The 23,415-nt window shown below is 42.1% G+C and carries 19 protein-coding genes; 16 read left to right on the top strand and 3 right to left on the bottom strand.

The window, feature by feature from the left end; translation table 11 throughout:
- Positions 1 to 29 precede the first annotated feature (29 nt).
- The 15 genes from TI10_RS14365 to TI10_RS14295 all read left to right on the top strand — a co-directional run bounded on the left by TI10_RS14365 (position 30) and on the right by TI10_RS14295 (position 17,757).
- A complete protein-coding gene (locus tag TI10_RS14365) occupies positions 30 to 4,472 on the top strand; it encodes a hemagglutinin repeat-containing protein (RefSeq protein ID WP_049584083.1) in 4,443 nt (1,480 codons plus the stop codon).
- A gap of 1,483 nt (positions 4,473 to 5,955) precedes the next feature.
- Positions 5,956 to 7,203 carry an ATP-grasp domain-containing protein gene (locus TI10_RS14355; protein ID WP_049584081.1) on the top strand — a complete coding sequence of 416 codons (1,248 nt, stop codon included), beginning with the start codon at positions 5,956 to 5,958 and terminating at the stop codon, positions 7,201 to 7,203.
- A complete protein-coding gene (locus tag TI10_RS14350) occupies positions 7,200 to 8,126 on the top strand; it encodes a DMT family transporter (protein ID WP_162202280.1) in 927 nt (308 codons plus the stop codon). The genes TI10_RS14355 and TI10_RS14350 overlap by 4 nt, the downstream gene beginning before the upstream one ends.
- Before the next feature lie 3 nt (positions 8,127 to 8,129).
- A complete protein-coding gene (locus TI10_RS14345) occupies positions 8,130 to 8,612 on the top strand; it encodes a GNAT family N-acetyltransferase (RefSeq protein ID WP_049584079.1) in 483 nt (160 codons plus the stop codon).
- A 44-nt stretch (positions 8,613 to 8,656) separates the two neighbouring features.
- Positions 8,657 to 9,928, top strand: coding sequence for a diaminobutyrate--2-oxoglutarate transaminase (ectB, locus tag TI10_RS14340; RefSeq protein WP_049584078.1), 1,272 nt, complete (start codon positions 8,657 to 8,659; stop codon positions 9,926 to 9,928).
- A 30-nt stretch (positions 9,929 to 9,958) separates the two neighbouring features.
- The gene (locus TI10_RS14335) at positions 9,959 to 11,251 is read left to right on the top strand and encodes a SidA/IucD/PvdA family monooxygenase (RefSeq protein WP_049584076.1); all 1,293 of its coding nucleotides are present in this window, start codon (positions 9,959 to 9,961) and stop codon (positions 11,249 to 11,251) included.
- A 23-nt stretch (positions 11,252 to 11,274) separates the two neighbouring features.
- On the top strand, positions 11,275 to 11,673 hold the full coding sequence (locus TI10_RS14330; protein ID WP_049584075.1) for a cupin domain-containing protein: 399 nt from the start codon (positions 11,275 to 11,277) through the stop codon (positions 11,671 to 11,673).
- 26 nt (positions 11,674 to 11,699) lie between these two features.
- The gene (locus TI10_RS14325; RefSeq protein WP_049584074.1) at positions 11,700 to 13,265 is read left to right on the top strand and encodes a class I tRNA ligase family protein; all 1,566 of its coding nucleotides are present in this window, start codon (positions 11,700 to 11,702) and stop codon (positions 13,263 to 13,265) included.
- 6 nt (positions 13,266 to 13,271) lie between these two features.
- Entirely contained in the window at positions 13,272 to 13,844 is a 573-nt protein-coding gene (locus TI10_RS14320) for a DUF3291 domain-containing protein (protein ID WP_074524900.1), read from the top strand.
- Complete coding sequence (locus TI10_RS14315) at positions 13,825 to 14,721, top strand: ABC transporter substrate-binding protein (RefSeq protein ID WP_049584073.1); 897 nt, start codon at positions 13,825 to 13,827, stop codon at positions 14,719 to 14,721. The genes TI10_RS14320 and TI10_RS14315 overlap by 20 nt, the downstream gene beginning before the upstream one ends.
- 2 nt (positions 14,722 to 14,723) lie before the next feature.
- Positions 14,724 to 14,861, top strand: coding sequence for a hypothetical protein (locus TI10_RS25120; RefSeq protein WP_155416484.1), 138 nt, complete (start codon positions 14,724 to 14,726; stop codon positions 14,859 to 14,861).
- Positions 14,861 to 15,232 (top strand): cupin domain-containing protein, encoded by a 372-nt coding sequence (locus TI10_RS14310; RefSeq protein WP_139180499.1) that lies wholly within the window; start codon positions 14,861 to 14,863, stop codon positions 15,230 to 15,232. The genes TI10_RS25120 and TI10_RS14310 overlap by 1 nt, the downstream gene beginning before the upstream one ends.
- A 3-nt stretch (positions 15,233 to 15,235) precedes the next feature.
- Entirely contained in the window at positions 15,236 to 16,333 is a 1,098-nt protein-coding gene (locus tag TI10_RS14305; RefSeq protein ID WP_049584071.1) for an NAD(P)/FAD-dependent oxidoreductase, read from the top strand.
- A 167-nt stretch (positions 16,334 to 16,500) separates the two neighbouring features.
- Positions 16,501 to 17,496, top strand: a complete 996-nt coding sequence (gene yhjD, locus TI10_RS14300) for an inner membrane protein YhjD (protein WP_049584070.1) — start codon at positions 16,501 to 16,503, stop codon at positions 17,494 to 17,496.
- A 54-nt stretch (positions 17,497 to 17,550) separates the two neighbouring features.
- Positions 17,551 to 17,757 carry a 2-hydroxymuconate tautomerase family protein gene (locus TI10_RS14295; protein WP_049584069.1) on the top strand — a complete coding sequence of 69 codons (207 nt, stop codon included), beginning with the start codon at positions 17,551 to 17,553 and terminating at the stop codon, positions 17,755 to 17,757.
- A 42-nt stretch (positions 17,758 to 17,799) separates the two neighbouring features.
- Here TI10_RS14295 and TI10_RS14290 read toward each other — a convergent pair whose 3' ends face one another.
- Both TI10_RS14290 and TI10_RS14285 read right to left on the bottom strand, forming a co-directional pair.
- Positions 17,800 to 19,290, bottom strand: a complete 1,491-nt coding sequence (locus TI10_RS14290; protein WP_049584068.1) for an insulinase family protein — start codon at positions 19,288 to 19,290, stop codon at positions 17,800 to 17,802.
- A gap of 178 nt (positions 19,291 to 19,468) precedes the next feature.
- Positions 19,469 to 20,176 (bottom strand): HAMP domain-containing protein, encoded by a 708-nt coding sequence (locus TI10_RS14285; protein WP_049584067.1) that lies wholly within the window; start codon positions 20,174 to 20,176, stop codon positions 19,469 to 19,471.
- Positions 20,177 to 20,681: 505 nt separating this feature from the next.
- Here TI10_RS14285 and TI10_RS14280 point away from each other — a divergent pair.
- On the top strand, positions 20,682 to 21,707 hold the full coding sequence (locus TI10_RS14280; protein WP_049584066.1) for an AraC family transcriptional regulator: 1,026 nt from the start codon (positions 20,682 to 20,684) through the stop codon (positions 21,705 to 21,707).
- 7 nt (positions 21,708 to 21,714) lie between these two features.
- Here TI10_RS14280 and TI10_RS14275 read toward each other — a convergent pair whose 3' ends face one another.
- Positions 21,715 to 23,358 carry an OPT/YSL family transporter gene (locus tag TI10_RS14275; RefSeq protein ID WP_244161599.1) on the bottom strand — a complete coding sequence of 548 codons (1,644 nt, stop codon included), beginning with the start codon at positions 23,356 to 23,358 and terminating at the stop codon, positions 21,715 to 21,717.
- Between the last annotated feature and the right edge of the window lie 57 nt (positions 23,359 to 23,415).

Below are 23,415 nucleotides of genomic sequence, written 5' to 3'. Positions count from 1 at the left end.
AATATAACTAAATATATAGAGACTAATGTATGAAAAACAAAAAATTCAGGTTATCCCCTACCGGCAAGCTTACCGCTTCTATGGCAATCATTCTTGTCTCTTGTTCTACCAGTTTTGCCAGCGAAATCGTTGGCGGCGGCGATCCAGCACACCATCCCGATATTTTCGCTGCCGAAGGTAAAGCAACGGTTGTGAATATCGTGACCCCCTCCTCTTCCGGGCTGTCACATAACCAATATCTGGATTACAACGTCGGTCAGATGGGCGTCGTGCTAAATAATGCGCTGAAGGAGGGGCAATCACAATTAGCCGGTCAGCTCGCTGCTAACCCTAATTTAAATGGTCAAGCCGCTAGCCTGATTCTGAATGAAGTTATCAGCAGAAACCCTTCTCTGTTATTAGGTCAACAGGAGGTGTTTGGTATAGCAGCAGATTATGTACTGGCAAACCCAAACGGCATCACCTGTAATGGATGTGGCTTTATCAATACTAACCGCGCCTCTCTGGTTGTGGGTAATCCATTGGTAGAACAAGGTGATTTGCAAGGTTTTAATATGTTTAATAATCAGAATAGCCTGAAAATTAAATCGGATGGTTTAATCGCCAATGCGATCCTTGATCTTATCGCACCCAAAATTGACAACCGGGGCCTAGTCACCGCTCAAAAAGAGATTAATGCGATCAGTGGTGAAAATAAAACCTCAGCCACAGGAGAAATCATTGATTCTCAGCAACAGTTAACCGGTGTTCTCGATAGCTATTATCTTGGCAGTATGCAAGCGGGGCGTATCCGTCTACTCAATACCGCAAAAGGCAGTGGCGTTAATTTGCAAGGTTCTCTTACTGCCAGTGACGAGATTATGGTTAATTCCCACGGCAATCTCAATTTAGAAGCGGCGCACCTGCAAGGCGGAGATGTTGCGCTCACAGGTAATAATATTGAAGTAAAAGGTAAAGTCAGCGAATCAGCATATAGCCGTGATGGTAGCAATAATTACCAAAGCTATTTCAGCGGTTCTTATGTCAATGAGAGTAAAAGTAGTCAGTCACTTGCCCGCACTCAACTAGCAGGCAAAAATATCTCATTGGTCGCCAATAATAATAACCGGATTACAGCCACGGATATCGTGGGTGATGATGTTAATCTGAGTGGCGCTAATCTGACTTTAGATGGGCAGCAGTTAAAACAATCTACTAAAAATATTGATAACCAATGGCGTTATTCCCGGCGCAATGAGGTCACTCGAGAAAGTGAAAAACTGCATCAGGCAGGGAATACGATAACCGCCCGGCAGAATGTGAATTTAAATGCCGTTGAAGGTGACGTTAAGATCCGTGGCAGTCAAATAAATGCCAACGATAAGCTGGCTATTACAGCGAAAAAAGATGTGCAGATTGCGGGCTTAACTGAAATAGAAACATCATCAGAAAAAGGTTATAAAAAAAATCAAACAGCTAAATTGCAGACCGGAAGTTGGGAAGAGAGTAAACAGACCGAACGCCTGATTGCCAGTGAATTACAAGCAGGTCGTAATATTGATATTAAAGCGGGAAATCAAGCCGAGATTCTTGGGGCGAAAGTCCATGCAGGTCAAAATCTGACACTGGAAGCCGGTAAACAACTGCAAATAGATGTTCAGAAAACAGCTAACAGCGGTGCTGTACGTGATGATAAAAGATACTGGGGCGGTATCGGCGGCGGCAAGAATAAAGACAATAGTGAGTTGAAAGAAACCAGCCACGCATCCGAATTGACGGCTAATGGGCGTTTATTGCTATCAGGTTATGAGGGTATAGCGATTACCGGTAGTAAAGTAAAAGCGACCCAAGGTGCTTTTGTACATGCTAATAGTGGTGAAGTCACCATCGATAATGCGGTCAGTCACATCAATCAAAAAATCGATGAGCGAACAGGCACCGTACTCAACATCACTAACAGCTCAAAAAGAACCAATAGCCATCAACAGAAATCTCATGGCAGCGAGTTGGTTTCTGAAGCGGATCTCAAATTACTCGGTGATGAAGATATCAATATTATTGGCAGTCAGGTGCAAAGTACCGGCGCGCTTAGCCTGAACACATCCGGTAATATCAACGTGCTCTCTTATGGCGAGCAGAAACAGGTTGATAAACAAAGCACCTCTCTGGAGCCGCAAGTTCACTTCCAACCAAAGGGGGATAAACAGTATCGTGCCGGAATAGGTATTGAACATACCAGTAACAGTCAAAAAAATCAGACGATAACACAGCAAGCTTCCTCCTTGAGTGGAGGTAGCATCACTATCGATGCTGATAAAGATGTCACCTTGCGTGGTTCCAATCTGGTGACGACTACAGGTGATGCTAAGATCACCGGTGCGAATGTTCATCTGTTAGCCGCAGATAATAAAAAATCCGAAGAGAAATCTCAGAGTAAAACTTACGTTGGAGGTTATCTTACCGGAGGAGTTGATAAATTTGGTTCTGGTATTCATGGTAATTATGAAGGTAATAATAACAATCATACCAGTACGACTGCCGTTGTTTCCGGTTCTCAAATCGCAGGTAATTTGAACATTAAAACCAACGGCGAATTGGTTCAGGAAGGGACTAAGCATGAAGTCAATGGCGCTTATACCGCTGAGGCAGGCAAGGTCAGCAATCTGGCCGTATCGAATACGGAATCAAATACCAATCGCAAACTACAGGTTGGCGCAGATATTGGCGTCAATGTCGATTATAGCGCTGTTACTCGCCCAATTGAGAAAGTCGTTAAAGAACCCGCTAAGTCTGCGCTGGATGGCACTTTAACCAAAAAAGGCACACCTAATTTCGGCGCAGATATTGCCGCCAACGGCAGTAATATTCAGACCGCAAACCAAAAGTCCGAAGCGGTTGTAACTTCTGTTCAGGCTAGCAATATCGTCATGAAAACCAATGGCGAGCTGTATGATCAGGGTACTCAATATCGTGCTGATAAGGGTAACGTTACACTAACCGCCGGTAGCCATAACAGTAAAGCAGCACAGAATCACCACGAAAGCAGCCACAGTGAAACCCGCGGCAATGCTGACTTACGTGTTTACACCACCACCGGTGAAGATATCTCCGGTAATGGTAAAGGCAAAGGCGGCATACAAAGCAGCCATACCGCGACAACCGAAGCAGTAACCAGCCGGATTACCGCCGCGGATGACATTAATATTCGCGTCGAAAGGGACGCTGAATATCAAGGCACATCTCTGAATACTGGCGCTGGCAAAGCCAATATAGATGCTAAAGGTGATATCCGTTTTGATAATGCCGCCAATAGCACAACGAAAACAGCAACCGGTTATAACGGAGAAGCATCTGCTAAAGGAGGGAACTCGCCGGAAGGCAAGAATGTTCATATCGGTCTTGGCGGCGGTTACAACACAGATAGCAAAAATAGTACCACAGCTCAGGTCAGTGAGATTAGTGGTCAGCAAGGTGTCAATCTAAGTGCGGGCAATAACTTGACGCTGAAAGGCGCCGAAGTGACCGGTAAGCAAATCGACCTGAATGCTAAACAAGGTAATGTTGAACTGGTATCTGCTCAGGATCGCATTAATAACGATGGTTGGGAATTTAACCTGAAAGGCAATGGAGGGAATGCAAGCTCGATCAAGAAAGCGGAAGATGAAAGTACAACCACCACCACAAAACATAACTTTGGCGGGGAAGTCAAAGCGGGTATTGATCGCCTGCAAGCAACAACCCAACGTAATAGCCATATTAAAGGTGAACATGTCGTTATCAACAGCGGCGGCGATACGACAGTTGCCGGAGCGCGGATAGAGGCTGATCAGGTAAAAGGCAGTATTGGCGGCGATCTCCGAGTTGAAAGCCGTAAAGATACTGAACATGGATTAAATGTCGGTGTTGATGCTGGCATTAATTACACGAAAGAATCCAAAGTAAAAAGTGACGATATCCCTAAAGACGAAGCAACTCAGGATGATTCGCCTCAAGACGATGTGTCGAAAGATGAGGTATTGAAAGATGATCCATCTAAAAACCCAACCGAAGAGCCACAACCGAAAGGATGGCAGGACAGATTAACCTCTGCATTTAATAGTCTTAATAATATTAAAGGTATTAATGGGGTTACAGGTAAACTTAAGAGCAATGTTGATATTAAAGATCGGGAAAATGTCGGCGAACAATCGGTTATTTCCGGCAATCAAGGGGTTAATTTAGATGTAAAAGGAAATACTCATCTGATTGGCGGGCAAATTGGTAGCGAGAAAGGCAATGTCATTCTTAATACCCAAAATGTGGAACAACAATCTGTTACTGGTTATGACAATAGTAAAGGCGGCAATGTTGCATTACCTGATTCTGTTAGCGGAATTGTTAAGGCAGTTCAGGAAGGTGTATTGTCCGGCAAAATACCTTTGGTGAAAACTTATAGTAATGAAACTGAAAGTAGTACAACTAATGGCGAAATAATTAATCGTAAATCTGATTAATTTGTTCTTTTATAAAAGATCCTTCAAGTGAGGGATCTTTTTATTGCTACATATATTGAATATTTCAATAATTCCAATTGACAATATTAATATTTCCCCATAATGTTGAAAAATCAACAAATGACTTGGGAATATCATGATATTTAGAATTTGCAAGCAGACTTTAAAACATAAAAATCACTATAAATCACAAATTAAAATAAATAGAATATTTAGGAAGGAAACTATTTGTTCAAATATATTCATTGCATATATTATTTTTATGTCCGTATTTGAGTTCAATAATCCATTATTTAGATATGTAGATTACGCTATGGCAATAATGCTAATTACTACGTTAATAAGCATATCCGTTAATATTAGCAGAGCATTTGATATATTGATGAGCGGATATAAACCAGAGGATATTAATTATTCTAACGAAAAGATAAAAATCTCACACAAAGTATTAATTTCAATTATATTAATAGCTGCTTCAATATTAATGTGGATACCAATCTCATATTTATCCAGCATTGTTATATATAATTTTTCATTAAAAGTATTTTTATTGATGATTATCAGCATATCAATATACCTAATCATTAAGATATTTAATAAGAGAGTATTCACTATGCATGAATAGGGGATATCAACTATTGGGGGTCACTTCAATGAAAGCGGCTTTTAAATAAAGCTAGCATCAATATTTTTGTATTTCCTTTGAAATTTGATAAATATTTTCTATACCCTATGGATTTCGAGGTGCATCGCGACGGCAAGGGAGCGAATCCCCGGGAGCATAGATAACTATGTGACCGGGGTGAGTGAGTGCAGCCAACAAAGAGGCAACTTGAAAGATAACGGGTATATACCGATAGAACATTCATCATCTGAAGCTAAAGCCATTGTTATGAAACTGAGTTTATCCCTAGATTTGTTGATAAATGTTACATGATACATTTGCCTATAAATCGGATGAGATAAATAAATATCGTCAAATTCATGTTTATCACTCAGTATTTTGTCCTTTTCAGCTTTAGCTATTTCACGTTGTAGAATAATAGCTACTTCACTTTTGTTTAATTTCTCAGAAAGAATTAATGATGTTTGCGTTTTATCGAAATCGATATTATGTCTGTCAATACCAAAGTCATTCAAACTATTTGCAGTAAGCTGAGTTGCCCATCCATTTATATCTGAACAATCAGGTCCTGCGGCAATAGCAGATATTGAAAATGATAATATAGCTACCGATAGTAATATTATTCGACCATTAAATCGTGATCGCCACTGATTCCATATTTGTTTCCTAATAAATAAACGCTAATTTATTATTTCAATGGTTGATATTGCGCCTATACATCCATCAAGCGGGACGAAATGGACTTTATCCACATAAGTCACAGAATAGAAAGTTTTGTTATCTTAATACAACCAAAGCTATTTACTTTGTGTTTTTTTATGATTGGATGAAATTTGGTAAGAATTTATGGAGTTTACTATGAAGACTGTTGCGATTGTTGACCCTTACTCCAGCGGACAATATCTCGCTGGCGAGTTTTATTCAAGGGGATTTTCAAGCGTTTGCGTTAAAAGCAGTGTAAATATACCGGCAGTCTATGCGGCCTCCTATCATAAAGATAATTTTATAAACGAATTACCCCATACCATATCTAATTTTAGTGAGTTAATCAATAAAATTAATGAATATGACTGCCAAGCCGTGGTACCAGGAACTGAAAGTGGTGTCTTGCTGGCAAATACACTGGCTCATCACCTGGGTTTACCCTGTTGTGAGCCAGACATCCTACTCTGCCTGCGTGATAAGTACCTGATGCAAGAACGGATAGCTCGAGCCGGGTTACGATCTATACCACAAATTAAAGTGTCAAGCTTCGAAGAGTTGAAGCCATGGCTAGAACACCATTTATCATCAACCATAGTCATTAAACCTCTCAGTTCAGCCGGTACGGACAGCGTTAAATTTTGCCAGACTGGCGCTGAGATAGAGCAAGCAATTTCTAACATTGTAGGCAAGTACGATGCTCTAGGAAATCACAATGAATATGTCCTAGCCCAGCAATTTATCAAAGGAAAAGAATATGTCGTCGATAGCGTAAGTTTGAATAAAACACACTACATCACCAATACGTCCATGTACAAAAAACAAATATTACCAAATGGTGCAATTGTCTATTCAGAAGAACTATTTATTCATCCCTCAGAAAAAGAAGTCAAAAACGTTATTGAATACGCGATAAATGTGATGAATGCGCTAGGTATCCACTTTGGCGCTGCGCATTTTGAAATTATGGTCGATGAACATGGACCAGTACTGATAGAAGTGGGTGCGCGGTTGCATGGTGCGAAGGCACCAAAAAATGTTCAGTTTTTTTCGAATGTGTCACAGCTTGATCTACTAGTTGATGCGGCCATCGATCCGGAGCGTTTCCATCAACGTACACAATTGCCTCCGGTTTACTATAAGCATTCAAAAGCAGTATCTTTGATTAACTATGACAAAGGGATGATCGTCGATATTCCTGGCATGAAATGGGCTGAAACATTGTCTTCCTATACCACGGCATTCTGGAATATCAATATTGGCCAACAATTATTACCCACCAGCAATCTGTTTGATAGCCCTGGAGGAATTTTCTTGGCTAACCAAGATCCGCGTGCATTGGAATATGATACCCAACGCATTAGGGAAATGGAAAAATCCGGTAAATTATGGGTGTTAAAATGAACAAGGGAATATTATTCGTTCTGACCTTTGATGTGTTGTCTGCCGCACAATCAGTTTGGCTCGGTTCCCTCCTACAGGGAATTAATGTCTATAACGTTTTATTTATTAATTTTGCCATTATCACAATTATTTTCGCCATACTAAACTACTTTCATCGTAATAATCAGGCCATATTGAATTTACGTAACATAATGTATTTCCTCATACTTAATGCTGCGACACTTGGATCGTGGCTCTTTTTATATATTTCATTGCGGTATATGGAACCAGCGCTTACAGCAGCAACATTGTACGGGATTAATCCGTTAGCTACGTTAATTGTCTCTGTCTTTTTATTAAAGCAAATGAGAAACTTAACATCTGTCAAATTACTGGTCAGTGTTTTCACCATCATCTGTATGCTGTTAGTCGGGTATACTGTATCGGAAGGACACTCTGGTCTCACAAATGTCGAAAATCGACAATTAATTCATGGCTTTATAATGGCAATATTAACCGGTTTCTGTATGGCTATCATTAATGTCGTGTCAAAAAAAATCTACGATAATGGTTTTAATCTTTATCAATTAATGTCAATGCGATTTTTCTTATTACTCATCGTGTCGTTTTATCTCAGTAAAGACCTGACCGCCGATTTTAACACATATCTGACTGAATTTATGATTATTGCTATATTCGGAAATGTGATCCCTCTATTTATGCTACAGAAGGGTATTACTTTAGTTCCTCCTGTACAAGTTTCTTATATATTATTGTTAACACCGCTTTTTGTATTTGTTTTCCAAATATTTGATAGTCGTCTGGAACTCTCCATCTACTCGCTAATAGCGATTATTAGTGTGATAATCATTTCATTTATTGGTTTAAAGATAGAGAAAAATCAGGAAGAGAAAGTGAAACAACAATTACAGCAGGAGGAATAATCTATGACACAAATATCTGGCGTTAAAACACCGTGGAAAATAGTACCTGTGGATGAGAAAAATTTTTCCAATCTATTGAAACTGGTAGCGGATTATCAAAGATTTTATGATGTCAGTGAACCTGATGAGAAAAAGAACAGTCTATTCTTTTCTCAATTTATCCACAATAAAGAAAAAGGCCGACAATATCTTTGTCTAAATGAAAAAGATGATGCTATAGGCTTTTCAACAATTTATTATACTTTCTCCAGTGTTAATGCAGTTGAAAATGCATTATTAAATGATTTATATGTTATTCCAGATTATCGTGGCAGAGGAGTGGGAAAGAACCTTATTTTACACGCATTACAATGGGCAAAACAGCAAGGGAAATATTTTTCCCTGAACTGGACAACTCAGGAAAATAACACAACCGCTCAGCGGTTATATGACAGCTTCTTGGCTGATAGAACCAGTTGGTATCATTATCAAATTGAATGTTGTTAGTATTCTACCTTTACCAAGAAATATTTATATAACAGAGGTTGCTTATGAACTTTTCCGTTTTTGAAAACATAGAATCTGAGGTCAGAAGTTATTGTCGGAATTTTCCCTCTATTTTTTCACGAGGTAAAAATGCCTTATTATTTGATAAACAAGGTAATGAATATTTAGACTTTCTTGCCGGGGCGGGTTCTGTCAATTATGGGCATAACGATCCCTCCATGATTGAAGCGGCAATATGTTACTTAAATGAAAATGGTATTCTTCAGGGGCTAGATATGCATACCGAAGCCAAGGAGACCTTCCTTACCACTTTACACGAATATATTCTGACGCCGCGACATTTGCAATACAAAGTTCAATTCACCGGACCGACTGGAACTAATGCCATTGAAGCCGCACTGAAACTGGCACGTAAGGTTACTGGACGACACACTATCGCCTGTTTTTCTGGCGGTTACCACGGCATGTCACTGGGTTCACTTTCCATTACAGCAAACCCTGCCAAGCAACGGTCTATTGGCCTACAAATACCAGGGATATTACGACTGCCTTACGATCAATTTTCCATCACGGATGTTGGACAACAATTAAGTTTCATTAGAGATATGTTATGTAAGCCTGGCAGTGGTATTGATCTGCCCGCTGCATTCATCTTGGAATGTGTTCAGGGTGAAGGAGGACTCAACTGTGCCTCTGTAGCTTGGCTACGAGGTCTCGCCACATTAGCCCAAGAAATTGGATCTCTGCTTATTATTGATGATATCCAGGCTGGCTGTGGCCGGACAGGAAACTTTTTCAGCTTTGAAGAAGCTGGCATTACGCCAGATATCGTCTGCATTTCAAAATCGATCAGCGGTTCTGGGCTACCCATGTCAATCAACCTTATCTCTCCAGATCTCGATAAATGGTACCCTGGTGAACACAATGGTACCTTCCGTGGCAATAATCTTGCCATGATCACCTCAACAGTAACTCTGAAGAAATACTGGGGAGACACGAGCTTTTCACAGCAGATAAAGAAAAAAGAGCAGTTTCTGAAAACTATTTTTCAGTCCGAACTACAAGATCTGGGCACTCCATTCTCTATTGTAGGCAAGGGATTGATGGTAGGAATTAAATTTACTGCTTCGGTTCTGGCTAAAAAAATTAGTCGTTCTCTTTTCGAAAGAAAACTCCTAATTGAAACCTGTGGACCACAAGACGAAGTCGTTAAGTGTATGCCTCCTTTAACCATTGAAAATGAAAAGTTACAGGAAGGAGCAGAGAGAATCATCGCGGCGACTCGAAATATTATTCAATCATTAAGGCATGCTTAAACAACGATACCCATCAAAAAAGGTGAGCCCGTGAATGATATTATTGAAGAATTCGATGTGATCGGTATAGGGTTTGGACCGGGTAATATTTCCCTTGCTGTGTCATTAGAAGAAAAGCAAATCACAGATTCAGTGTTATTTCTGGAAAGTAACACCGCTCCAGACTGGCAACCTGAAATGCTACTGGCTGGTTCGGATATACAGCATAACCCATTGCGTGACTTTGTCACTCCTCGTAACCCCATCAGTCCCTACGGTTTTCTTAGCTATCTGAAAAGCGAAAACCGTTTGTTTGAATATCTCAATCTTGGGTTAGAGTTTCCTTTAAGAAAAGATTATGCCCGCTATGTACGTTGGGTGGCGCGTCATTTCGATCGCTGGGTGAGTTATGGTGAAACAGCGATCACCATTACGCTAGATAACACTTTTTCCGAACAATACCGGATCGAAACCAGTCTTGGAAGAGTTTTGCATGCGAAAGTGGTTTCTTTTGGGCCAGGAAGGACACCCTATATTCCACCACAATTCGAGCAGTGTCATTCATCACAGATAGTCCATTTTACCCGTGCAAGCTCAGCACTGTCGCAATGGCAAGCAAAAAGTCATTTAACATCTGTTGCAGTGATTGGCAACAGCCAGAGTGCCATAGAATTGGTATTGGATCTTTCCTCTCGTTATCCACATCTACGGATACATAATATTTTCCGAGGCTATTCTTATCAGTTCAAAGATGTCAGTCCTTTTACTGAACATATCTATTTTCCAGAGTTTATTGATGAGTTTTATCAGCTCGATATTGAACAGCAAAAAGCGCTTACTCGTGAATTGTGGCGTAGTAATTACAGCTCTGCGGATCACGATGTAATTAAAATGCTCTATGTGAAACTTTATGAGCAAAAACTGGACGGACGAGAACGTATTACGCTGCATAATATGACCGATATTTCCCAAGTTACAGAGAATAAATCGGGCATAGAAATTCGTTATAAAAATAAAATTTCTGGCAGAGTCAGGAAATTACAGGTTGATGGCGTAATTCTTGCCACCGGATTCAGAAATATGGGCTGTGAGGAAAACCAGGAACGTAATCATCCATTACTTTCCAATATAGCTGACCATTTTAAGCGCCGAGAAGATGGATCTCTGCATGTGGCGCGGGATTATTGTTTAGAAAGCAATGATAAACCGTTATCACCTTTTTTTCTCAATGGCTTATGTGAATCAACTCATGGTTTTGGTGACGCAGGTTCATTCAGTTTGCTTTCAATTCGCTCCTGGTTAATAGCAGAGAAAATCGAGCATTTTCTGACAAACCAGGTATAGAAACCATAGAATGGGTGAATGATATGTCAGAGGTAACCAACCGCAAAATTGAAACCTTGATTCGCCGTAAAGCAGATATCCTGTATACCGATGAATATAACTGTAAACTCCGACGGTTATTTCCCTGGAAAGGAAGAGTCAACACACAAAGACCACTTACTGAATTTGGCTGTATCTGGGTGATGGTTGAACCCGGTAAAGATGTTGATCGGCATTCACATGATGAAGAAGAGACATTTATTGTTATCAGCGGTGAAGCAGAGTTATTCATCAATGGAGAAACAACCACCATATCCTATGGTGATGTGGTCTATTTGCCACGTTTTTCAGAACATCAGTTACGTAACCATTCAGAAAACATCCCATTTTTAATGTTAGATATTTACTGGGATATGGGTGGTAGTTCTGATTCCGTTTTTTAAATGATGATCAAATTAAGGCAGCCAAAATGACACCAACCGGTTTTATTATCACATTACCACCTCCAACACCTAACGGCGGGCTACATGTTGGGCACATGAGTGGACCGTTTCTGGCAGGTGATGTATTTGCCCGAGCAACACGTTTGCAAGGCCAACACAGCTTTGTAACCTGTTACAGTGATATTAATCAGTCTTATGTGCGCGTGACAGCCGAACGTCAGCAATGCGATCCGGAAACACTGCACCGTTACTGGACTGATGATATTATTAAAACCCTTAAGCTCTATCATATTGATGTAGCCGATTATTTTTCACCGGAAGAGGAAGCAGTAACTTGGGTGCGGAATCTTTTCCATCAACTTTATCAACGTGGTGTTTTAGTTAAAAAACGTTTTCCGTTCTTTTACAGTGAAAAAGAACAAATCTGGCATGATGAAGCGGGTATTTCAGGTTACTGTCCGGTCTGTTTAGCCACCTGTAAATGTGGCATCTGTGAAGCCTGTGGCAACTTGACGAATGCTGAAACCATTATTAAGCCCCATGTGACGAATAACGGGTCAACAGAGATGACAATTCGCCACGAAGAGGTATTAGTACTCGAATTGGAACGTTTCCGCCAGCCAATTACACAATTCTATCAGCAAAACAAACGATTCCGTCAACGCTACCAGTGGCTTGCAGAAGATGCCCTGTCTATGACTCTGCCAGATTTTCCGATCACCATGCCGGGAAATTGGGGGATTTCCATAGCACATACTGATTTCTCTGGTCAGGTGATCAATGCCTGGCCGGAAATTATGGCGGAGTTGTTGTTCAGTTATCAACGAGCTATTGAGCAAGATCCACAACTAAATGATTTTCCAGTACCCATTAATTTCTTCGGCTTTGATAACTCCTATTTTTACGCTGTGGTGCATGTCGCCATGCTATCGCAAATTGATAGCGGACGTTGGCTACCTTGGGCAACGATGATTAATGAGTTCTATAACTTTGATCATGCCAAGTTCTCTACCAGTAACAATCATATCGTGTGGGCATCTGACCTGGCGCAACGTTACAGCGTGGATGCCATTCGCTTTTATGCGGCGTTTAATGCTCCTGGTTTTGAAAAAGCCAACTTTAATGAAGCAGATATGATAAAAGTGCTTGACAACTCACTGGAAAAGAGTTGGAGAAACATTACTACGGTATGGAATCAAAAAATGGTGACCAATGTCACTCCACTGCCGACGCTGTCAGAAACATGGCGCCAAATTGGCGAATCTGCCCGTCAACGGATTCTAGCTAGCTACACCTTAGAACGCTTTCATTTGCGACAAGCAGCGGAAGACTTACTACATCTGATGAAATTTATTGAGATGACATTATCCCAATATCATGATGTAGAAACACTACGGGGAGTTAGCTGGTTACTGCAATGTTTCTCACAGGCTGCCTGGCCTTTAATGCCGCAGAGTAGTGAAAAATTGTTCCATCTGTTAACGGGGATAGACAAGATGACGCTGAATACCACAGATATTCTTCACCTGTGTGATTTACCTTCGTCATTTTTTCTACCCACACCAGTGATCCACCTAGACAAAAGGGGTTAAAAGTGTATGACTTCCAAAGCTTGCCTGATGACCTTTTCCATACTTCGTGCTCCATATGGCGATATACAGGTTCAGGAGTTTGATGATCGCACCCCCGACGTTTTCCTTGAAGCAGAAAAGTCGGAAGGATTTATTGACCGGGCCAAACCAGTGGAAGATATTGTCTGGATGACAAATTACCAGAAAGACTGGGGACGATGGGGTCCTTTTGCAGTGCCACGCTTTTACCTTGATGGGATAAGCAATGGTCATACTAAACAGGCGCAGACCCTTTCTCTTTGGCGCGATCTAGAAAGTATTTATCAATTCGCCTATTACGGACCATTACATAAAAAGGCATTACAGCTTCGCAAAAACTGGTTTGGCAAACAAAACTGGCCTATCTACGTCGTCTGGTGGGTGCCTGATAATCACCAACCATGCTGGCGTGAGGCATGTCATCGACTTGAGTATTTACACGATTATGGCACTACACCCTATGCATTTACCTTCAAACAGTTGTTTGATGCTCAAGGTGAGCCTTATATATTGCATGGTGGAGTGAACCAGGAAAACAGAGATGCTACCAAAATGGATTAACCAAGCCGACTGCCTTCATGGTGGCAATGATTGCCACCAGCTTTCACTCAGTGAAAGTAATGGTCCCAATCAGCAAGATTTATTGGTGGCGGCACTGCTAGCAGTCAACGACGCAGGGATATCTGTCAAGCTGCGTTACTTCGACGATGGGCGGGAAGCCAGACAAGCAAAGAAGGCGGCCCGAGAAGTGATTTCAGCGGGCAGTCATGCGATCGTGGGACATTTCAGTAGCATTACCGCATTAGCGGCCAGCCCCCTCTATGAAGCCAACGAACTTCCCTTTATCACACCAGGAAGTTCCCACCCTGACTTATGTCGCCAGAAGCGAAGTACGCTGCGTTTTTTTGGACGTGATGATGAACAGTTACTGTGTCTTATCGCGTGCTGTTCCACTGATGATCAGGTTTTGATCTTGGCACAACAGCATAATTATGGAGAACGTCTTGCTGATCAGTTGAGTGCTGCGCTGGCGTCTATGAATATCACGGCTAACGTTTATCTGTCTATTTCGCCTGCTATCGGTGATGAAAAGATTATACAGTTGGCTTTACAAAGTGATGTCGTCTATCTGTTGGGCAGTCAAGAGTTTTCCTTCGGGTTAATGCAGCGATATGCCTTTTCTCCTGTGGCAAAAATCATTTTATCGGATGATGCATATGGCCCAGCAATACGACAATTGACACATCCAAATATTACTGTGCCTTTTCTTATTAATTATGGTAGCAATATGCTAGAGCATACTCAATATCAGTTAATTAGCAGAGCTTTCTCACTATCGAAAAACAACCGGGAGCTTATTTCTTTACTAGTTATCTGGCTATTCGGGTTCTATGCGACAGTTGGCGGCACAATCCACATCTGCAAGGAAAAGCATTAATAATGCATCTACGTCAGCAATGCTGGCAGACCCCTTATGGTGAACTGACCCTTTCACCACAAGGGGAGTTACAGGGACTAAAATGGGGACTAATTTCAAAGAATGATCTGCCTATTTTGAATACCGGGAGTAATGCATAATGAGTGTAGTATCCGATACAAATATTCCTGACGATATTTTACATATCAATGAGTCTGAAACAGCAACCTACCTTCCTAGCCTACCACAGCCTTTTGCCGTGTTGTTTGAAAGGGGACAACTCTCCGTTGAACTATTTTCTCCTGTCGAAGTCGATACTCAAACACCACATGACAGGGACGAAATTTATATCGTCAGTTCTGGTCATGGTGTTTTCCGTCGGGGAGAAGCTTATGTCAATTTCTCTGCTGGAGATTTTCTATTTGTTCCCGCTTATGTTGATCATCGCTTTGAATCGTTCAGTAGCGATTTTAGAACATGGGTGATTTTCTTTGGCCCTATTGGGGGCAACAACATCCAAAACAGAGGGTAAGACATGGCTTCGCAATGGGACCTCATTATCGTCGGGGGAGGGTTGGCTGGTAGTGCATTAGCATTTTGGTGCAGCAAATTACCACTGAAAATCTTGCTACTAGAAGCTACAGCACCCGGTGCCGGAGGAGCAACGGTGCATTCACGAGGGATAATACGCGTCTATGATCCACTGTATGCTCTGATGACAAAGAATATCCAAGGCATTAAGGTATGGAGTGAGATCGCAGCAACGCATCCCGATGTTTTTACCCGCTGTGGCTTGGTTTACTTGCTCAAAGCAGAACATCAGGCCCTAGCTCGTCAGCGTATTACTGAGTTCTCTTCCGATGCGTACCCCATTCATATGTTAAGTGAAGTCGAATCTACCCATTGCTTTCCAACGCTGCAACGTCACTGCTTTTCCGGCAAGCGCATTGCGTTGTGGGAACCGCTTGGCGGGTATGTGAATCCTCGTCAAGCTGCTCGGATTTTCATTGATGAAGCTCGTTTTCATGGTGTAGAAATTCTCGAAGGCTCACCAGTTAAAGCGGTGCGAGAAATTTCGGGCGGAGTTGAGGTGATCACCGGAATAGATACAAAGCTCCCAACCAGGCTGGCAGTAATTGCGGCTGGGGCTTACACGCCACAACTATATCCTGAAAGTCAAATCTTCAGTCGAACCATCCCTCTCAGTTGTCTACAAAGTATGAAATCTGATGTACCTGAACAGTGCATTATTGATGAATGTTCAGGAGGCTATTTTCGGCCTGAGTCTTCCTCTTTTTTCTTTGTGGGTGGAGCTACGCAATACAATGCTTCGAATCCCGACCAACTTCACTGGCAGCCAGAACAAGCGAACGCTCGTCATCACCAAATGGCAAATCAGCTTCTTATCTGTCAGAGTACCGTCGTAGACGGACGAAATGGATATGATGGCTACACAACTAACTATCTGCCAGAAATGCAGTGTCCGCCGGATCGCTCTATTGCGATCTTCAGTGGTTTCTCCGGAAGGGGAGCCAAATATATTCCTTGGGCTGCACGTGAATTCAGTCAGCAGTTAGCTAAACGCCTATTCGGTCAGTCCCTTTGCATTAAGAACAATTCAGACAAACTATAAATTAACGTTTATCTGCGCCTACAAATCTGGTCCACAAAATCCCAACTTTGAAAAAAGTCTTTATTCAACATTTTAATACCTAAGTACCGATATATGATGAATTGTTAATAATTGTCTTACAATGGCATCATAAGATAGTAGGTTATTTAACGTCATTGAGGCTCTACATGCCAAAGTGTGCAGAAAAACAGGAAACAGCCCAACACCAGCCGAAAAGGTTATCCAGAACTCCTTTGGAGAAAGGCATTCATCACGGCAAAAAAGCGATTTCTCTGACGGTCAGAGTAGGAAATTATATCCGCAATATTCCTATTATCGCTCACTTTATCCGGGCAACTCTGCGTTTTAATGATCGGATGGGTAATCAGTTTGGCGCCGCAATAACCTATTTTTCCTTCTTATCGCTTATTCCCATCCTGATGCTCTCTTTCGCTATTGCCGGTTTTATTCTGGCCTCTAATCCCGATTTGCTGGCAAAACTGATTAATGGTATCGCCAGCAGTATTAGTGATCCGACTCTTGCCAATACACTGAAAAATAGTGTCGATACAGCAATTAAACAACGTACTACCGTGGGATTAACCGGTTTGGCAATTGCGCTGTATTCTGGGGTGAATTGGGTCAGTAATTTACGTCAGGCCATTCTTGCCCAATTCCATCCTGTCTGGGTGCGAAATCAGGAAGACAACGAGAAAATCTATTTTAAATATCTTCGTGATGCTATTTCTCTGATTGGGCTATTATTAGCGCTGGTAATCACGCTATCACTGACCTCTATCGCAGGCTCCGCCCAAGCAACCATTGTTAAGATGTTAGGGTTAGATGGCATTGAATGGCTGCGTCCATCCTGGTTCCTGATCGGATTGGCCATTTCTATTTCAGCCAACTATCTGCTTTTCCTATGGCTATTTTGGGTGTTGCCTCGCCACCAGCCAGAACGTAAAGCGCTATTGAGAGGAACATTGATGGCGGCAATAGGCTTCGAAGTGATCAAATATATTATGACTATGACGTTACCACGCCTCGCCAATTCCCCTTCTGGCGCCGCATTTGGCTCTGTTATCGGTCTGATGACATTTTTCTATCTCTTTGCCCGCTTAACGCTATTCTGCGCTGCCTGGATAGCTACCGCGGATGATAATAATTATAAAAATACCGAATAAATGTGCCCTGGTAGAGCGAATCTGCCAATAATAACCAATGAGAAGGAGCTGTTTATGCCGTTTGTTAATATCAGAATTACTCGTGAAGGTGCTACAGCAGAACAAAAGAAACAATTAATTGAAGGAGCCACTCAGTTACTGGTCGATGTATTAGGAAAAAATCCGGCGACAACTTTTGTCATTATTGATGAAGTCGATACTGATAACTGGGGAATCGGCGGTAAGAATGTGACTGAGATTAGAGCTGAGGCTAAAAAGTAGCTTCCAATGATGAAGGGCGGCATTACCCGCCCTTTTATCGCTTTAAGACGCTTTTGCATCAGGCTTAGATATCGGTGGCTGTGCCGGAATATCAACTTTATCCTTATGGGGTGTCAGCAACATAATCTGATTAAAGCTGTTTCTTAACTGGTCAACATCCATCTCCGCTTCCCCTTTTGGTTGAATCAGAATAAATGCAACCTCTTGTGAAAGGATATGCTTCAACTCACGATTAAGCATGTCAGGGGTCAATGAAGCCAAAAATGCTTGCCTCAAACGCTGATACTGCTCAGGAGCGATATCCACCACATTGCTCTGTTGGGACAAAAGGCGCTGGTTAATCAGAATATCCGTGCTGGTATGAGCATACATGGCAAACAACTGGCTAAGTTGTGCTTGTTTTTGCGCATATAGCTCATCAAATTGTCCCTTCGGCAATCCTTTATCGCGTAGTGTGACCAATTCAGCCGCCAGATACTCCATTGCGGGTTTTAGATTACCTGCTGCCGTGTTGAGATTCAGGGCGCAACTCGCACGATGATACTGGACTTTACAATCCAGCCCCAATTTCAACGCCTTATCATTTTTTCTTTCCAACCCAAGTTGCAGATAGCGATAAAGTGCCTCGCGGGTAATATCACTGATCCAATAGTGATTAAGCACCTGTGAATCATTAATCGGCTGCCAATTGAGATCCCAAATCAAAGATAAAGTATCTTCTTTCTTTTTATCGCTGATAATCCCTACTGTCTCCGGTTTCATTGGTGACAATGCCGCGATAGTGGCCGGAGTATGACGTTTACCTTTCAATGATGAAAACGCTTGGCTGATATTTTCCGGCAGAGTACGGCTATCCACATGGCCCGCAACATATAACGTCATCATGTCAGGGGTATACCACTGCCGGTAAAACTGCTTAAGCTTATCCAAATCAATAGGCTGATGCGCGTTTTGCGCCGGATCATGCCCTAACAGCGTTGAACCTTTCAAACGTCTACGCCACACAGGATCTTGTATATCTGGTGGATAGGTTGCGACAGATGTATCAGCCATTTTCATGGCATGCTGTAGTGTCTCAGGTGTAAATACCGCTTTGCCCGCGGCATCAGCCAACCAGCTCAATGCGTCTTTTAGTAGTTCAGGCCGATTATGTGGCAAGCTCAAGCTATAAAGTGTGAAATCATATGAAACAATTGCCGGAGGCAGCGGATATTTTGGATCAATAGCACTGTTCCATAGCTGCTCTAATTTGGTAGAAGATAAACTTTTGCTACTAAAGAGCACCACTTTCGGAATCAACCAGGTATAACCCGTTTGTTGAGTTTTCTCCGCCAGTGACCCTGTTTTCACTACCAGGCGCAACTGTATTCTGTCGTTAGGACGTTGCGGCGTCTGCAAGATTTGCCAGTTAAAACCATTTTCCAGTTTACCTTGTTTCCAGGCAGGGTCAGGCTGCAAGGCTTCTGCCTGCGTCTGGCCCGTAACTGCCAGCATTATCCCACCAATAAAATAACGAATTTTCGTACCCTGCATGTGAACCCCTATAGATGTCTATCCTTGGTTTTAGCCCTCGAAGGTTTAACCATTGATGACAGAATATGTTCCCTTCGACCAATAATAACGGTAGAAAAAGCAAAAACCTGAATTTTAGCAGGCGAAATCCTATTAGGATTATAACCGAGGATTAGACCTCAAACCGCCACGGATGGTTTCATGATGACGGAGGTTTATGCTTATTAAATTGACGATTATATCCCCTGATCAGCAGACCCAGTTCATCATCCTGATGGTATTTAGGGCAAGCCATTGGCTCTGATGGTTGATCGTTATTAAGATCCCGCGCAATGTCACGTAATGGGTGCACAATAATCCGGTTGATACACCAGCTTATCGACACCGTAAGGATAAGGGCCAGTAATAAATAAGTTGTCAGCATCAGCGCCAACGTATTAATAGCAAAACGATATACTCGGTTGGAATCCACTTGCAAAATCAGATGCCCTAGCGGTTTAGCATCTGTCGATACTGAACCATAAACATGCAGAGGAATACTCACTTCCACAGGGATCCCAAAAACTCGTTTCGCCAGTTCGGGGATTGGGCGATGGGTAGCAAAGCTCAATCGTATCACCCGGATATCCTCCGGCAACACCACATCTGCCCGTCCTAAAATACCTACAGTACGCAGCCCTATTAGCAACTCTTTTGCTTTACTGAGATCGGAATTAAGTAGTGCTTCCGTTAAAGGTGCCTGTACCTGAACTGCCGCATTATTAAGCTGGCTGATATAATCATCTTTACGTTGCTGTATAAAATGACACAATTGAATCGTAATAAAAATAGCAATGGTCACCAGCGTGACGCCGGTCACTGCGGCCATCTGTTTAATGGTTAACGAACGTTTGACGCGCAATTTCATTTTCACTTAAACCAATGCTTATGGATATCGCAGTTATAACACGTGATCAATGGAATTGAGTATACTTGATTTTATCGCTAACGCTCCTGTTTCGCTTATCCAAGTTGTTATTTTGCTAAAATAATTGCCTTTAATGGCTATCTGTAACTTTTCCTGGCAATCCACCTTCACTTACTCTGTCCAAGGCCCATTCCAATAGTTATGTTGTCATGATTTAACCAACTGTATTGAAATAGGTTTTAGTGAGATACGTAGCAGATAATTGCATAAAGTCGTGTATGAAATAGGGCAACACAATAAGTTCATACCATATATGCAATAAAACTAACTGTATACACGACATCATTAAGCAAAACGTAATGAAAGTTTAAATTTATACTATGTCTATTATCTGTACCTATTTCGGATAAACATATATTAACCACTGTAATTCAGTGTATGTCCTGCCCCTCAATGTGACACTATTAACCTTATGTGATTAACCTTGTGTGAAAGGATGGTGTGTATGAGTGATCTTGAAGATTTATACCCCTATCGTTTTTCAGCACTTTCCTACTCTAAAGCTGAACGGTTTGATGCCTGGCGAGAAGAGCATCAGCATCATAACATTTCGCTAAAAATGCGTGAAATTACTATCTTAGACGCTAATTTCTGTGGAATGCATCTAGGGGAGTTGATGCTTGGACGTTGGCGTTTTCTTAGCAAGCGCGAGAGTACAATCAATAACTTTGCTTATCGTTCATTAGACAAGATTCGCAAGGATAATCTTGACCATTATTATTTTCGCCTTAGCCTTTCTGATTCGTGGATTTATAATGATGATAGCCGCCAAGCTAAGATAAGGCCGTCACAATTGGCTGTTATCGATTTAGGTCAATCATATAATTTGAGCATTGCCGAAGGTGAGGTCATCATGTTGATGGTTCCTCGAGATCTTCTCCCGACAACAACGGCTAATTTTCATGGGGCAGTTTTAAATCACAGCCTGGGACAGCTTTTTGCAGAACATATTAGAGCACTCTTTCTACATGCTCCCCACTTGCCTAAGAACGATATGCCACAGGTTATGCAAGCGACTTTGGGCTTCTTGCATGCAACGCTTTCTGCAACTCCAGATAATATTATTCAGGCACAAACTGCAATTGACACGACCTTGTTCAACAGGATCAGACACTATATCGATCAAAATCTTAATTCAAATAAACTAAACGTTAACCAGATTTGTGAACAAATCGGTATTTCCAGGAGCCATTTATACCGGCTCTTCGAAACAGTAGGCGGTGTAGCAAGTTACATTTGTTCACGACGTTTATCTAAAGTTCATTCAATTCTGAGTTCCCAAATCACCCCACGTCAACGTATTGCTGACTTGGCTTATGAATATGGGTTCAGTAGTCCTGTTCAATTCGCGCGTGCCTATAAGAGGAAATTTAGCTATTCTCCAAGCGAAACGAAAAGAATAGTTCTTCCTACCGATGAAGATTCATCTGTCTTGAAGCCTAGTGGCGATTTTTGGCTACGGTCTCGTTGATTGTTGATTAATGTTTGCCTGTGCTCTGCCCCACTGCGGGTGAATGGGTGCTTAGCATTATGCTACAAAGAGCATCTCCTGCAATCATCCCGCCCGCGAAAGATTCCAGTCCATGGGAAGGGTGGTTGCGATACTTTCGTTTTACCCATAAACGACAAATCAACCCAAGGAGAACCATCCAGCCAACGGTAGGTTTAGCTATCAATAGTCCTGTCGCAAGCATGATACCTAGTTGGCCCCGAGCGCCGCCAATAACCTGTAGTAGTGCGCCCAATATGACCCAGCAGGTGAAATTCATTAAGTCGCTTTGATCGATACTTGTTTTAATAGCCGCAGCATAAGCCAAATTGACTGGGGCAAACAGGTTACGAGCGAACAAATCATGCCAGGTCAATAGAACAGCTATAATCGCTATGCCAAAACCTAACATGCCTGCGATCATTTGTTCTCGCCGTCCTCTTTGCTCAAATATGGGATCACGATTATCACCTCTCAATATGTATCCTGCTTTAAGGTCGTAGCCCATATCAGCAAATGCAGGCCCAGTTGCCGATGTAAACGCTGTTAATACAACCAAGGCCTTGACTGGAAAGCCGATCCAGATACCAATTACCAATGATAGCAGTGCGACACCAAACGCAGGCATCCACCCGGTATTCATGGCTGCGATTCCTACGATGAGCTCGTGAAGTAGCGCTGAAATCGTGCCAAATACCACAAATCCAATCAACATAGGTAAGCTAAGTTGTTCAAACAGCCCCGTCGCTAGAGCAAGTATCATAGCCAAAAGCAGATAGCCCAAACTACCGATACCCAGTAAAGCCCGAAAAGATGAAGTACCAGGCTGATCAATCTGATGTTGATGACAACCGGCGGGGGTAGTGATGTGTATCTTCTTCCGCTTGTACATGGAAAAGCCAATTTGCAAAGCTGCTACCATACCAGCACCAACCAAAATCCCTTCCGGCATTTTCAGGGTACTAATATCCAATGCAAACACAATATAGAGACCGGGAGCCAATAGCAGTCCAGCCGCGAATGACAACATAGCCGCAAAACCCCCGATAAAAGCAATACCAGCAGCCGACATTGGCAAACCTAAAAAACTGCCGATAAACCCACTTATCACCCCACAGATTAATGTGACCGTCCGATAACCACCTCGATCAGTGGCTTTGATCACTTCAGCGGTAGCCATCCCAAGAGGCCAAGCGCCTGATGCCGGAAATACCGGTGAATCAAACATACGATATAGCAGGAAAGCATCCCACAACATAGCCAAACTTACCCCTACCAGTATCGGCATAATGAGTTCAGGCATCTCCATGACGTGCGCAATACCCAGCGGGGCGAGAAGGCTGATAGCTGCGCCAAAAGTGGCAGAGGACATACTGGTTTGCACCAAATTTTGTGCATGAACAGAACGGAAAAGCGTGAATTGATAGATTGGAAGTCGTGCAATAGCCATAGCAACTAAAGCACCAATTATAGATGTGCTTGGTGTGACACCCAGAGTGACAAGTGTTTGGATACCAATTATTGATCCGAGAGAACTGACCAGAATCAATACAACTAACATTAATGGAGAAAACGCCCGTGGATGAGGTGATGAGATATTCGTCATACTCTGATGGTTTGATTCTTTCCCCACGGCGCTCTCTCCTCATTTTCAAAGTTGGTAATAGTCACTGTCTCTCTGTTGTTTCAT

Origin of the sequence: Photorhabdus luminescens subsp. luminescens (genome assembly GCF_001083805.1) — a bacterium.
Taxonomy (GTDB): domain Bacteria; phylum Pseudomonadota; class Gammaproteobacteria; order Enterobacterales; family Enterobacteriaceae; genus Photorhabdus; species Photorhabdus luminescens.
Note: the sequence above shows the minus strand (reverse complement) of the source record. Positions and strands in the feature narration are given on the sequence as shown.